Raw genomic sequence first — 14,164 nt, 5'->3', positions numbered from 1 at the left:
TCCTCGACGCCGCATGCAACAATCGCACCTGCGAAGTGCCCTCTCGATCTGGCGGACGGAAGCCTAGAGAACTCCCATCCTCCCAGCTCAGAGGGCACTTCCGCGTTCAGGGACCCCAACAGACAGCTATAAACACCGGTGCATCCAGGCTGAGCAGTCGCGATACTGGGGAGCTGCGGGTTTCCGAAGGTGACTGAGAACTGCCCGCCCACGCCGACGGACGCGCCGTGGGACTCTCCACCACCGGTGATCCGGATGGATTCGGCCGAGCCGATCTGACACCGGACGGTACCCGCCACCGTCAGCGGATTGTTTGTTGTGCCCGCAGTCGCCGGTGCCAGGGGAACAACCGCCAGCGTCACGCCCGCCCCGACCATCAGGCCCAGGGCCCTCATTCTCGAAATTCCTCGCAAGACGCACCTCCAACGCACGCATCGAAGAGATGGCGGCGCGGAGCTCGGTATACCCGGCACACAAACTCGTCACGCACCGAGACAGTCCAAACACCCCAAGCTACCGAAGGCTCTGTCGATGCAGGCCGGCGGGCGCCTCGCCGGCGCGCCAGCCGGGTCTCCCGGCCGGCCCCGCGTCCGGCAGGGCCGTCGACAGGGTGCGTTTCGTCGCCGGACCCACCGGCGTTCGGACCCCAGGGGGCCGCGCGACCCCAGCCCCGCATCCGGATGACCAACCCCAACTATCCAGTGATATCAATGCGCGTTTCTTATGAAAAGAACCACTACGCGGGCGCCGTTATCACCCGGGGGTACGAATGTTGCGGTACGCCAGGCAGTTCACCGCACCGTAGACGGATCAACTACTGCTCCGAACTGGCACGAACGGGTAGTGCACCACCAACGGGCTACCGGTGACCTCACGGACAAGAGCGAAACAACCAGATGGGAGGATGCGCGAACAGACCGAGAGGAGAAAACATGCTGGACCAGGCCGGGCCTGACGACACGACCAGCACGGTTGAACAACAAATCCTGACATTGGCGGCGCCGCACGGCCCCGCGGTGCGCCGACCGCCGAGGCTCGGCGCACCCGCCACCACCCCACCCGGCGGGCTCACCTCGCCGGTCGCTCTCCCCAGCAGAATCCCTGCCATCCCCACGCAGGCCTCCGCCGCTGACACCGCCGCCGGCCACCGCACCCGCTCCGCTTCCGGAAGGCTGTCCGACCTTCCGCCGCTGGCCGACCGCGACACCTGGGCACGGGTGCCTGTCGGGCGCCGCAAAGCCGTGGCCGGGCCCGTCATGGCCGTCCTGGTCGTGGCGATCGGCGTCGTGTACCTCGTCTGGCGCGCCGGCACGCTGGACGGGACCGGGGTGGCCGGCCACCTGTTCTACACGGCGGAGGTCGTCAGCTACCTCGCGATCGTGTGGACGGCGGTGATGATGTGCCGGGTGCGGCCCGGCTACGTCCGGCGTCCGCCGGCGCCAGCCGGCACCCTCGACGTCTTCGTCACCGTCTGCGGCGAGCCTGTGGAGATCGTCGAGGCGACACTGCGGGCGGCGTTGGCGATCGACTACCCGCACCGCACCTACGTCCTCAACGACGGCCGGATCGCCCGACGGGACAACTGGCGCGACATCGACGCGCTCGCCGCCCGGCTCGGGTTGACCTGCTTCACCCGGACCACCGGGTCGAAGGGCAAGGCAGCCAACCTCAACCATGCTCTCGCCCGCACCGACGCAGAGGCGATCATGACGCTGGACGCCGACCACATCGCGGTCCCCGACCTGGCGGAGAGGGTCCTGGGCTACCTGAGAGATCCAGAGGTCGGTTTCGTCTGCACCGAACAGCGGTTCGACCTCGGGCGGTACGACGTCCTCAACAACGCCGAGCCGATGCTGTACCGGGCGGTGCAACCGGCGAAGGACCGGGACAGTGCGGCGTCGTCCTGCGGGAACGGCACCCTGTATCGGCGGACGGCGCTGGAGTCCGCCGGTGGTTTCAGCGAATGGAACATCGTCGAGGACCTGCACACGTCGTACGAGCTGCATGCGCGCGGGTGGCGCAGCGTCTACCACCCGGACGCGGTGTCGCTCGGTATCGCCCCGGCCACGGCGGCGGAGTACGCCAAGCAGCGCAGCCGATGGGCGATGGACGGGCTGCGCCTGCTGCTGTTCGACAACCCGCTGCGCAAGCCGGGGCTGACCGGCTGGCAGCGGGCGCACTACCTGCATACCGGCATCGGGTATCTGGTGGCGTGCGTGCAGATGATGTTCCTGCTCGGGCCGCCGATGAGCGCGCTGGCCGGGATGGAGATCGCCTCCGGGGTCTCGCTGACCGCCTACGTCCTGCTCGCCCTGCCGTACCTTCTCAGCTCGATGCTGCTCATCGCCGTCTACGCCGGTCTGCGAGGGGCACAGCGGACGATCGCGAGCACACTTTTCAACGCGCCCCTGTACGCACTCTCGTTCGTCCGGGTCGTGCTGTCCGGGCGCCCCGAGTCCGGGGCCACGGCGAAGGCCGCGCTGCCGCGGATGTCGATCCTGCTGCTCCCCCAGGTACTGTTCGCCGCCGGGTTGGCCGCCACGATCCTCGTGGTCGGGCTCAACCCGGACGTGGCCGACCTGTCCGCGCTGGTGTGGGCGGGAATGCTCCTGGCCATGGTCGCCGGGCCGCTGTCAGCGCTCTCGGAGCGGCGGGCGGTGGTGGAACGGGTGCAGGTGCCCATCCGGGCGGTCATCGCGGTCACGGTGCTGGGCTTTGCCGTGACGGCCCTCGTCGCCGGGTGAGCATGCCGCCGCTCAGATGCGGGACGGACCCTGGATGAAGCAGTCGTTCCCGTCCCTCGAGCCCCACGCGCAGGGGATGCTCGACGTGGGTGAGGGCAATCAGATCTACTGGGAAAGCAGCGGCAACCCGGGCGGAAAGGCCGCGTTGTGGGTACATGGTGGCCCCGGCAGTGGCTCCTGCATGCCCGCACCGAGCCGCCGCCGGTCACCGTCAGCAGGCACGCCTGGTAGGTGATCTCGCGGGTGCGGTCTCCCGACGGCGACTTCCGGTGCGGCTCCATGGTCACCCGCCGGCGCCCCTCGACCTTGATCCCGCCAGCCAGGGGCCGGCGGGGCGCCCACGGCTCGGTCCGGCCACTGCAGGGTCACGCCCAGCCAGCCCGCCCACTCGCCGGGAGGTCCCCGGGGCTGTCTCCGTCCGGAGGTCGTGCCGTCCGGAGGACCACTGGTCGCGGGCATCTCCCTGCGGGAGGGTCGCAGGGCCGGCTAGCGTGTCCGTCCATGCTCGCCGTGTTCGGGTCGCCAGGTCGCTATGTCCAGGGGCGGGACGCCACCGCCGCCCTCGGGCCGGAGATGGCCCGCCTCGGCCTCACCGGCCCGGCGGTGATCGTCACCAGCAGGGCGCCGATGCGGCTGTTGGAGGACGCCTGGCGAACGAGCCTGGATGGCGCCGGCATCCCGTACACGGTGCACATGTTCGGCGGCGAGTGCAGCGACCAGGAGATCGACCGGGTCCTCTCGGCGGCACGCGACCCGGAGGCCACGGTGATTGTCGGTGCCGGGGGCGGCAAGGTGCTCGACACCGCCCGGGCCGCGGCGGCGGCGCTGGATGTGCCGGTGGTCACCTGCCCGACGACGGCGTCCAGCGACGCGCCGTGCAGCGCGTTGTCCGTCGTGTACTCCCCGGACGGTGCGTTCGAGCGCTATCTGTTCTATCCGCGCAATCCTGATCTGGTGCTGGTCGACACGACCGCGATCGCGGCCGCCCCGGCCCGGCTGCTGGTCGCGGGCATCGGTGACGCGCTCGCCACCTGGTATGAGGCGCGCACCGTCCGGGAGGCGCGGCGGGCGAACCAGTTGCACGGAGCGCAGACGGCGTCCGCGGGTGCGCTTGCCGAGCTGTGCCGGCGCATCCTGTTCGACGACGCACCGGCCGCGATCCGGGCCGTGCGGGCCGGGGCGGTGACGCCGGCGGTGGAGCGGCTCGTGGAGGCGAACACGCTGTTGTCCGGGCTGGGCTTCGAGTCCGGTGGTCTCGCGGTCGCCCATTCGGTGCACAACGGGCTGACGGTGGCAGCCGAGACGCACCGCTTCCTGCATGGCGAGAAGGTCGCGTTCGGTCTGCTCGTCCAGCTGGTCGTCGAGGGGCGGCCGGAGGAGGAGCTGGCCGAGGTCCTCGCGTTCAGCGCCCGGGTGGGGCTTCCTCGCACGCTCGCGCAGGTCGGGCTGGCTGATCCGCCGATCGAGCTGCTTCGCGGCATCGCGGTACGGGCACTCGCCGAGGGCGAGACGGCACACAACGAGCCCTTCGACCTCGACCCGCCGACGCTGGTCGATGCCCTGCTGGCCGCGGACGCGGCCGGGCGCGCCCGGTAGCTGCCGGGCGGTGGCTACCCGGGCGACCACCGGGCGGCGGGAGGCTGTGCATCGGCCCGGAGGCCGCTCGCTGGCGGGTGACCGGACGCCGACAGGCGACGGAAGGGCGACAGAGCTCACGGGGGACCCCATAGCGGCACAACCGCGAGGGGCAGTTATCCTTGACAAGAGAATTCCCATCCTCTAGCGAGGCTGACCAGAGGAGGTGGCCGCTGTGAGTCCTGGCGGGTGCTCCAGTAACAGCCGCTTCCTGCTGGTGGACGCCGGCTGACGTTCAGCCCGGCGGCCGGCGTGGTCGGTGCCGTCTCCGCTCTCTGAAGCGGTCCGCACGACCAGTCAGTCCGGTCAGCGTCCATGACACCCGGGTCCTCGCGTGTCCCGGGTTTTTTCCGGCAGGTGCGGCCGATCAGCGACGTGTCGGTTCGGGCCGCCGTGGGTTCTTCTCCTCGCGGCCTGCTCTGGAGTGCGTGTCGGCCTGCCCGTGTACGGCAGCCCGAACGCGGAGGGGACGTCTCCCATGAGCGTGAACACCACCACCCGCCTCGCAGTGCGACGAGGGGCCCACCCCGACCGGCTCGATGTGCCGGTCGCCGGCCGCTCCCCGCTGATCTCCGCCCGGGTGGATCGTGAATCCCTGAGCCGGGGAGCGGAGACCATCGCCCGTTTCCTCGGTACCGGGCGATACCTCGCCATTCAGACCTGTGTGGTGATCGTCTGGATTGCGCTCAACGTGGCCATGCCGCTGCTGCGGTGGGACCCTTATCCCTTCATTCTGCTGAACCTGGCCTTTTCCACCCAGGCGGCCTACGCGGCGCCGCTCATCCTGCTCGCACAGAACCGGCAGGACGACCGGGACCGCGCGTCGCTGGCCGAGGACCGGGCCGCCGCGATCCGGATGCGGGAAGACACCGAGTTCCTGACCCGCGAGGTCGCGGCTCTGCGTCTGGCGCAGAGCGACACGGCCACCCGGCAGTACATGCGGGGCGAGCTGTCACATCAGCTTGAGTCACTGCGTGGTGACATCGAGGACCTGATTCGCTCGGCGCTCGCGCCGGTGGCGCCGGTGGCGCAACCCCTTGTGGCAGCCCCGAACGGGTCCGCGGTACTTCCGGTCCGCACGGTCGTGGCGGCATCGTCAGCGCCCGGCACGTCAACCGTCGTCCCGCCGACACCGGCGGAGCCTGCTCCGGCCGCCCCTGCCACGACGGATCTCACGCCGCGGGATCGCGCCGGTCAGGGCACCGCGCCCGGCACCGACCCCGCGCCGCAGACGGGTGCCCCACCCGAGACGACACCCGCGGACGCGGGTGCTACAGGGGGCCATCTCTTCATCCCGGCGCGAACTGGTTCGCGGGGCGGACGAAAGGTACCTATCCGCACGACCCGCACCCGTATCCGAGACACGTGAGCCGGGAAACTCACCAGACGAAGATCGACCGGTAACGTTCGGTAGGTGCACGCCGGCCGCACGCGTCGCCCCTGCCCTCACCAGCCTGCCCCGCACCGCGTCCGGCGGGCGGTCGCCGCGACGGTGGGCCTCGTTGCCACGCTTCTCATCGCGATCACCGCCGCCCCGTCACACGCCGCGGCGACGTCAGGCCGGTGGAGCACCGGCCCGGTGAGCACCGGGCAGGTCGGGGCCGGTCCGGGTGCTCCTCTTCCGCCCTGGCCGCTGGCCGCCCGGGCGATCCCGGGTGAGCCGCTGGCCGCGGCGTCCCCAGCTGCTCGGGTACCGGCGCCGCCGCCGGTACCGGCGGCGGCCGCGGTGGCAGCGCCGGAGCCCGCGGCAGGGGCGCCGGCCGCCTCCGGCGGGCCGGAGGCGGGCGTGCCACCGCAGGCAGGCATCACCGCCGAGGCCTGGTTGGTCGCGGACGCCAGCAGCGGCGCGATCCTCGCCGCCCGTAATCCGGATCTGCCGGACCTACCGGCGAGCACGATGAAGATACTCACCGCGCTCGTCGTGCTGCCGGGCCTTCCTCCCGACCGCCAGGTGGCGATCAGCGACGAGGCGGCACGGGTCGACGGCACCCGGGTCGGGCTCGTTCCCGGCGTCCGCTACACCGTGCGTGACCTGGCCACGGCGATGCTCATCGCCAGTGGGAACGACGCCACGGTGGCGCTGGTGGAGGCCGCTGGTGGTCGCCGGGCCGTCCTCGACCGGATGAACCGGCTGGCCGCCGAGCTCGGCGCCCACGACACCGTGGCCGGGGATCCCACCGGGCTGGACTCCCCCGGCCAGCACACGACGGCCCATGACCTGGCGGTGATCGGCCGCGCGGCGCTCAACCAGCCGGTCGTGCGCGGCTACCTGACGATCCCGCGGGCCTCGCTGCCGGGACGCGGCGACGAGCGTTTCGCGATCGCGAACCACAACGCGCTGATGGGCACCTACGACGGCACCATCGGGATCAAGAACGGCTACACCGTGGCGGCCGGCGCCACGTTCGTCGGCGCGGCGACCCGCAACGGCCGTACTCTGATCGTCTCCCTGCTGCGCACCGTCCCCGCTTATGCGGCGGATGCGCGGGCGCTGCTCGACTGGGGCTTCGCCCATGCGGCGGACGTTCGCCCGACCGGCCGCCTCGCTGACCCGGCCGAGCCTGGCAGCGCCGCGGCCGCGGCGGGCGGACAGGGCCTGTCCGGCGACACCGGCGCGGGTTCCACGGGCGCCGCCGGGACGGCGGGCGGCAGCGCCGGTGATCCTGCCGGCGCCAGCGACAGCAGTGACGGCAGCCACGGCCAGACCGGACCGGCCGAGGCCTCTCGGGCCGAAAGCATCGGAACGGTGACCTGGCTGGCCCTGGCCGTCACCATCGCCGCGACCGTGCTGACCCTCGCCGGACGCGCCCGGCGCCGAGCTCCCCGGCGGGGTGCCCGGCACGCCACCCGCACCGCTACCCGACCGGCCCGCGGCCGGAGCCGTGGACCCGGCCCTTCGTGGGAGCCCGCGCCCCCACCGGGCCACCTTCCCGGCCACCGCCGTCAGCCCGGCCACAGCAGCAACCACAGTCGCAGCAGCGCCCGTGACCACGACCGCGACTACGGCGTCCGGCACGGCGACAGCCATCGTCTGGGCGACGTACACGCGACTCGACAGCGGACCGCACGCGCCGCGGCTGGAGGGCAGCCCCGGCGAGCCCGACCGGACGCCTCGACCGGCCCACGCGAGGCAGTGCCGCGTACCCGGGCGCGACAGGGCCCGCACCGCCCGCCCGAGGGCCCCCGGCACCTGGTCGGGCTTCCCTCGCTACGCCCTGAACCGCAGCAGGGCGATGCCGAGGGCGAGAACCGGCGGGACCTCGAGACTCCGCCCTACGGCACCGTCCGCTCGCCCGCCCCCTAGCCGGGCCCCGTAGCCGCCACCCACCTACGGAAGGTCAACGCCCGACGGGAGTCCGGTCGCGGTGGTGAGCGGCCTGCCGGCGGCGCAGCCAACGCTGCCGCCAGGAACCGGCCTGGCCGGCCTGGCCGGCCGCCCCGTCGGTACGCAGCCGGGCAGCCTGACCGCGGCCCGCCGTCCGGCCGGCCGGCCCCACCGCGGGCGTGGCGCCACCGTGGGCGGCCGCTGGCCGCTCGTCCGCGGGCGTGGCCGGTCGGCCGTCGCCGGTCGCCGGTTCGCGTACGTGTCCGTCCGCGGCGGGGTCCTCCTGGGAGCTGTCCGTCGAGGCTGTGCCGGAGGGGTCGACGTCCGAGTCGAAGGGCGCCGTCACGGCCCAGGCGGCGACGAACAGCATCCACCGCATCATGATGTTGATCCAGATGAGCAGCCCGACGATGACGGCGAACGTCCCGTACACCGGGTTGGACGTCGTCTGGCCGACCAGCCAGGTGCCGAGGAGCTTCAGCAGCTCGACGCCGAGGGCGCCCAGCAGAGCCGCCCGCAGCACCCGATGACGGTTCGTGTGCGCCGGCAGTCGCCAGAAGATGTAGACGAACACGACCATGTCGAGGACCAGGGCGAGTGCGATCGCGAGGATGCCGGTGACCCAGGCCGCGGCGGTGTTCCCCTCGAGCCCGATCCAGCGCAGGAACCAGCCGGTGGCCGAGGTCGCGAGGCTGGTCACGACCAGCGATGCGAGCAGGGCGAGCCCGAGGCCGGCGAGGATCGCGACGTCCTTGAGCCGCCGCAGCACGAAGTTCCCGGTCTCCAGGCTCTGGTGCCAGATGATCCGGATGCTCTCCCGCAGCGCGGCCACCCAGGCGAGGCCGGCGAGCAGCAGACCGGCGATACCGATCAGACCGGCGCCCACCTTCGCCTGGCCGATGCTCGCGACATCCAGGCGGTCGGCGAGACCGGGCAGATAGTCATTGATCTTCTCAACGATCTTTGCCTGGGCGTCCGGATAGGCATCCACCACGAAACCGGTGATCGAGAACACCAGCGCCATGATCGGAAAGAAAGAAAGGAAAGCGAAGTACGTCGTGGACGCGGCGACCCGGTCACCACCATCCCCCGTGTAGCGGCCGTAGGCGCGTATCACGTGGTCGATCAGTGGGCGTCGGCGGCGTACCTCGCCGACGGCACCGCCCACCGATGCCACGCCTGACTTCACTGCATCCCGTCGTCCTGCCACGTCGGCCTGCCACCCCCGCATGCAAACGGAAAATGACGCAACTGGCGCCAGGCGCAGTCATCTCCGCGTTCGTAGAGCTCGAAACCTGTCGCCTCGAACTGCGCACGGTATTCGGCCAGCAACTCGGCGGCGCGATCCATCGACTCCTCGTCGATGTCGTGGGCAACGGTCACATGTGGGTGGTACGAGAACCGGGTCGGGCGATCCAGCGGGCCGGATCGGACAGCCTTCTCCAACAGCTCGCAGCAGGAGGTTCCCATCGCGAGCGTTACGAACACCACCGGCGACAACGGGCGGAAGGTCCCGGACCCGCGCAGGTGGATGACGAACGGCTCGCCACCGGAAGCGACCTCGGCCAGGTGACGTTCGATGGCCGGAAGCTGGGCGGTCGGCACTTCAGTAGGGCCGAGCAATGTGATGTGCGGCACGATGAGCGCCGCGTTGGGGTCACCCACCCGTCTGCGCCAGTCCCGGAGCTCTGTGCGGAACGGCTCCGGGATCCCGATGGCCACTCCGATGGAGCGCATGGAGTCCTTCACCTGGCGCCGTTCCCGGCCGCCCGTGCGGCGGCTGACCAGGTGGCACGGGACAAGCTCTGCCGACCTACCATGGCGCCATCATGGCCCACGAGACCACGCTGTCTCCTCGCGACCAGAGATGACCTCGCTCCGCTGTCGGACGTGGACGAATCGCACCAGGTCAGCCTTGCCGACCGTGTCCACGGGATGACAGATCGGCCAGGCCGGGCGGGTAGATCAGGCCCCGGAATCCGCACGCACGCCGAGCTCGGCGAGGACCCCCGCGGACAGCTCCGGCCACGCCGCGGCGGCCCATTCGCCAAAGTCCCGGTCGGTCAGCGCGACGCAGGCCACGGACGCCTCCGGGTCGACCCACAGGAAGGTCCCCGACCTGCCGAAGTGACCGAAGGTCCGCGGGCTGTTGGTCGGGGCCGTCCAGTGCGGGCTCTTGTGCCCGCGGATCTCGAACCCGAGACCCCAGTCGTTCGGGTTCTGCGCTCCGAAGCCGGGCAGGACGCCGTGCAGGCCCGGGAAGGCGACCGACGTCGCCTGTTCGAACGTCGCCGCCGACACCAGGGTCGGCGCGAGCAGTTCGGCCGCGAACGCGGTCACGTCCGCCAGCGTCGCCAGCACCCCGAAGGCCGGCGAGCCGGTCAGGGCTGCCGCCTTCATGCCGAGCGGGACGAAGACGGCCTCGGCGAGGTAGGTCGCGAACGGGATGTCGGTGACCTGCTCGAGGTGACGTCCGAGCTCGTCGAAACCGGCATTGGAGTAGATCCGGCGGGTGCCCGGCCGGGCCAGCACCCGGCTGCTGGCGAACGCCAGGCCCGACGCATGCGCCAGCAGGTGCGCGACGGTCGACCCCTCCGGCCCGGCCGGGTCGTCGAGGGCGAGGGCCCCCTCCTCCACCGCGACGAGCAGTGCGTAGGCGCTCATCGTCTTGGAGACCGAGGCGAGCCGGAACGGCACCTCCGGATCGCCGCTGAGGCCGATCTGACTGACCTTGCTGGCCTGGCTGGCCTGGCTGGCCTTCTCACCGTCGTGCCCGCCGTCGTGCCGCAGCACGGCGGCCGCGGCTGTTCCGACGGGCCAGTGGTCCAACTGCCGGAGCGCGTCCATGCCCGGCACTCTACGAACCGGCCCGGCCCCGGGCCGGTTCGGCACCCGAGCCGGTTCTGGCCGGATACGCACGAAACCGGTGCCCGGGCGGCGTCTCCTGCCGGGCTGCGACACTTGCGGACGTGCCCGACCCAGTATCCAGCCCGCACCCGCACCCGCACACCAGGCCCGGAGCGGGGGGCGACGAGCCTCCCCTGGACCTGCTTGTCGTGGGCGGTGGCCCTGCCGGCAGTGCTGCCGCACTGCGGGCGCTTCAGCTGCGTCCCGAGGCCCGGGTTCTGATCGTCGACGCCGCGGAGTTCCCCCGCGACAAGACCTGCGGCGACGGCATCGCCCCGCACGGAGTGGACGTCCTGCGCTCGCTCGGAGTCACCGACGTGACCCGCGGCTACCGTCCGGTGGACCGGATGCGGCTGCGTACCCCCGGCGGCGCCGAGGTCGCGACCCCCTCCGAACGGGCCACCCATGTGATTCCCCGGGAGGTCTTCGACGCGCGGTTGATGGCCGCCGCCAGGGCCCGCGGAGCCGCCTTCGCCCGCCGGCGGGTCCGGGCGCTGGAGATCGTCGCCGATGACGGTGCGGAGCCGGTCGTCGCCGTCGACGGCGGCGCGCTGCGTGCCCGCGTCGTGATCGGCGCCGACGGCGCGCACTCGGCCGTACGCCGGGCGCTCGGCATCGCGCCGAACCCGCCCGAGGGACTCGCCATCGCCGTACGCGCCTACGCCGACGCGCCCAAGGACGACCGGCCACCCGAGCAGCTCATCGACATGACGGACGAAGGCTGGCCGGCGTACGCCTGGTCGTTCCCGATCGGTGACGGCCGGGCCAACATCGGCTACGGCATGCTCCGCTCGCGGCTGCGCGACAGCGACGGCACGCCGAAGGCCGTCCTGCACGGGACGCTCGCCCGCATGCTCCCGGACACCCCGGCCTACGCGGGCACGCTGCGGGCGCATCACCTGCCGCTGTCCACCCACCGCCCCAGGCTGCCGGACGGGCCGGTGCTGCTCGCCGGCGACGCCGCGTCCCTCATCAACCCGCTGACCGGCGAGGGGATCTACTACGCGCTGCTGTCCGGCTCGCTCGCCGGCCAGGCGGCGGTCACCACTCCCGGGCCGGCTGCGGGACGGGCCTACCGACGCGCCCTGGGCCGGGAACTCGGCCGGCACCTGAGGCACACCACGCTGCTCGCCGACCTCGCCGGCCGCCACCGCGCACTGATGGACGCGGCGGTGCGCTCGGCCAGCCGGCGGACCGAGCTCTACGACAGCCTCGTCGAGCTCGGGCTGGGCAAGGGGACGATCCCCGCCGGGTCGCTGGCACGGCTCGCCGCCCGCCGCACCGCACGCGGTCTGCACGGCCGGCGCTGACCTCCTGACTCCTGCGCCCGGAGGTCGGCCCACAGGCCCTGGGACGCAGGTGGTGCGGGCTGTGGGCCGACGCGGTCGTACGTGATCGTGCGGTGTTTCGGTGGTGCGGTGTTTCGGTGGTTCGGTGGTTCGGGGTCGTGCCTACAGGCTGGCGACGTCCGCCTGCTTGGCGCGCACGGCCTCCGCCGCGGTCTTCAGCGCGGCCAGCTCGCTGTCGGTCAGGCCGATCTCGACGACCTTCTTCACCCCACCGGCACCGATCTGCGCCGGCACGCCGAGGTAGACGTCCGAGATGCCGAACTCGCCCTGCACCCAGGCGCAGACCGGCATCAGCACGCCGGAGTCCTCGGCGATGGCCTTGACCATGCGCGCCGCGGCCGCGGACGGGGCGTAGTAGGCCGACCCGGTCTTGAGCAGCGCGACAACCTCCGCACCACCGTTGCGGGTGCGGTCCACGAGCTCGTCGATCTTCGCGGCCGGCAGCAGGTCGCTCAGCGGCTTGCCGTCGACAGTGCACTGCGAGGGCACGGGGACCATCGTGTCGCCGTGCGACCCCAGCGTCAGCGTGCGCACCGATGCGACCGGGACGCTCAGCGTCTCCGCCACGAAGTTGGTGAAGCGGGCGGTGTCGAGCATGCCCGCCTGGCCGATCACTCGCGACCGCGGGAAGCCCAGGACGTTGGCGGCGAGCGCCGTCATCTCGTCGAGCGGGTTGGAGACCACGACGACGACCGCGTCCGGCGACGTCTTCGCGATGTTCTCCGACACCTGACGAACGATCTTGGCATTGACCTCGATGAGGTCCATCCGGCTCATCCCGGGCTTGCGGGGCAGGCCGGCCGTGATGACGACGACATCGGAACCGGCGGTGTCACCGTAGTCGTTGGTCCCGACGATCTTCGTCTCGAAGCCCTCGATCGACCGGGACTGGTTCAGGTCGAGCGCCTGGCCCTGCGGCTTGCCCTCGACGATGTCCGTCAGCACGACCGTGTCGAAGATGTTGTACTCAGCCAGTCGCTGCGCGGTCGTCGAACCGTAGAAACCGGCCCCTACGACAGTGACTTTTCCCGGCATTGGACTGATCAGCTCCCCAGTATCGCGATGATCGCCAAGGCGATCTCGGCGGTGCCCACGGCGGGGTCGGTACGCGCCGGCGAAAAGGTCGCAGGTGACCGACGTGCCCTCGTCCGATCGGATCGGCGGCGGCCTCGCCATCCCCGAGGGGGAGGCCGGTCGGTGCGGGCCGGGTGCCGCCGCCGGGTATCAGGGCTACGTGACGGTTCGCCATAGGCGCGGTTCGCCCCGCTCATCTGGGCACGGTTGTCCGATGACCTGCCGAGGCTATCGCGCGAGTCGGACAGGTGGCAGGGGACGGCGACGCGCGCCACGTTGCCCGGGCACGGCCCCCGGCCGCCTGCCGACGGTCGATACAGCCGGTAACGGGCCGGACCGCGACCCCAGCAGCCGGTTTCCGCGTCCGGACCCGGTCACCCGCCGACGCGGGGAACCGCCAGGGTGAGGACGATCACAGCCGTACCCAGCACAACGAGGGTGACAGTGTCGAACAGCCGGCCACGGACGGCCAGCATGCCGACTTTCGGGGTGGGAAGACACAGGCGCAGCACAGCCCCCACCAACATCACACCACCCACGGTGAGGATGCCTCGCCGCCAGTGGTCCTGGGAGACGAAGAGGAAGCCCAGCCCGACGCCGGCCAACACCCCGGCGAAGAGCACCCGACCGAACCGCCCGCCGGACGTCTCCGCCTCCGGCCCACCCGCGCCAGCCGGCCGGGAGGACGAGGCCGCCGCCCCGGACCCGGTCTGACCCGCGTGACCCGCGTGACCCGCCTGCCGAGGCTGCCCGGCCGCCTGGCCCACGGCGCCACGCTGCGGATGACTCCCACGCCCGCCCGGCCCTCGCACCGTCGGCGGGGCGGCGGTCTCCGGCGACGCGGCGCCCGGTGGCCGCCTGTGGGCCGACCGCCCGTTCGGAGCCCACGGACCAGGCCCTCCCGCATCAGGGGCCCGCACCTGGGGTGCCCGGGTATCCCGGGCCCACCTGTCCGGTGGCCGGGCCTCCTCCCGGTGATCCGGACCCCACCCCGGCGGCACTGACCCATCAGGGCGCCGATGATGGGCAGGACCTGCCGCGCCGCCGTTCCCGGGCGGCCCGTTCCACCCGTCTGGCGCGCTGCCGCTCACCTGCTCCAGCCTCCTCGGCCCGTTCCCCGCGACCCGCAC

The 14,164-nt window shown here is 72.0% G+C and carries 10 protein-coding genes and 1 pseudogene; 6 read left to right on the top strand and 5 right to left on the bottom strand.

Going from position 1 to position 14,164, the window contains the following annotated elements; genetic code table 11:
- The first annotated feature begins 932 nt into the window (after nucleotides 1–932).
- The 5 genes and pseudogenes from AB1460_RS31635 (at nucleotide 933) to AB1460_RS31615 (ending at nucleotide 7,683) form a co-directional block, all read left to right on the top strand.
- A complete protein-coding gene (locus AB1460_RS31635; protein ID WP_368965742.1) occupies nucleotides 933–2,744 on the top strand; it encodes a glycosyltransferase in 1,812 nt (603 codons plus the stop codon).
- A 34-nt stretch (nucleotides 2,745–2,778) separates the two neighbouring features.
- Nucleotides 2,779–2,919 (top strand): annotated as a pseudogene (locus AB1460_RS31630) (prolyl aminopeptidase); the annotation flags it as partial.
- Between the two features lie 326 nt (nucleotides 2,920–3,245).
- Complete coding sequence (locus AB1460_RS31625; protein WP_368965741.1) at nucleotides 3,246–4,340, top strand: glycerol dehydrogenase; 1,095 nt, start codon at nucleotides 3,246–3,248, stop codon at nucleotides 4,338–4,340.
- A 517-nt stretch (nucleotides 4,341–4,857) separates the two neighbouring features.
- On the top strand, nucleotides 4,858–5,748 hold the full coding sequence (locus AB1460_RS31620) for a DUF1003 domain-containing protein (RefSeq protein ID WP_368965740.1): 891 nt from the start codon (nucleotides 4,858–4,860) through the stop codon (nucleotides 5,746–5,748).
- Between the two features lie 123 nt (nucleotides 5,749–5,871).
- Entirely contained in the window at nucleotides 5,872–7,683 is a 1,812-nt protein-coding gene (locus AB1460_RS31615) for a D-alanyl-D-alanine carboxypeptidase family protein (protein ID WP_368965739.1), read from the top strand.
- A 34-nt stretch (nucleotides 7,684–7,717) separates the two neighbouring features.
- On the opposite strand, the gene AB1460_RS31610 is transcribed toward AB1460_RS31615, so the two are convergent.
- The 3 genes from AB1460_RS31610 to AB1460_RS31600 form a co-directional block, all read right to left on the bottom strand.
- Entirely contained in the window at nucleotides 7,718–8,881 is a 1,164-nt protein-coding gene (locus AB1460_RS31610; RefSeq protein WP_368965738.1) for a YihY/virulence factor BrkB family protein, read from the bottom strand.
- Between the two features lie 8 nt (nucleotides 8,882–8,889).
- A complete protein-coding gene (locus AB1460_RS31605) occupies nucleotides 8,890–9,441 on the bottom strand; it encodes a 2'-5' RNA ligase family protein (RefSeq protein ID WP_368965737.1) in 552 nt (183 codons plus the stop codon).
- Between the two features lie 228 nt (nucleotides 9,442–9,669).
- Nucleotides 9,670–10,551: a serine hydrolase domain-containing protein gene (locus AB1460_RS31600; RefSeq protein WP_368965736.1), complete on the bottom strand. Its 882-nt coding sequence runs from the start codon at nucleotides 10,549–10,551 to the stop codon at nucleotides 9,670–9,672.
- A 122-nt stretch (nucleotides 10,552–10,673) separates the two neighbouring features.
- Between AB1460_RS31600 and AB1460_RS31595 the strand changes: the two genes are divergently transcribed.
- Nucleotides 10,674–11,921, top strand: a complete 1,248-nt coding sequence (locus AB1460_RS31595; protein ID WP_420497425.1) for an NAD(P)/FAD-dependent oxidoreductase — start codon at nucleotides 10,674–10,676, stop codon at nucleotides 11,919–11,921.
- Between the two features lie 141 nt (nucleotides 11,922–12,062).
- Here AB1460_RS31595 and mdh read toward each other — a convergent pair whose 3' ends face one another.
- Both mdh and AB1460_RS31585 read right to left on the bottom strand, forming a co-directional pair.
- On the bottom strand, nucleotides 12,063–12,995 hold the full coding sequence (mdh, locus tag AB1460_RS31590; RefSeq protein WP_071083923.1) for a malate dehydrogenase: 933 nt from the start codon (nucleotides 12,993–12,995) through the stop codon (nucleotides 12,063–12,065).
- A 413-nt stretch (nucleotides 12,996–13,408) separates the two neighbouring features.
- Nucleotides 13,409–13,657 carry a DUF3017 domain-containing protein gene (locus AB1460_RS31585; protein ID WP_368965735.1) on the bottom strand — a complete coding sequence of 83 codons (249 nt, stop codon included), beginning with the start codon at nucleotides 13,655–13,657 and terminating at the stop codon, nucleotides 13,409–13,411.
- Nucleotides 13,658–14,164: the final 507 nt, after the last annotated feature.

Origin of the sequence: Parafrankia sp. FMc2 (assembly GCF_041008525.1) — a bacterium.
Taxonomy (GTDB): Bacteria; Actinomycetota; Actinomycetes; order Frankiales; family Frankiaceae; genus Parafrankia.
This window is presented reverse-complemented; position numbering and strand designations above follow the sequence as displayed.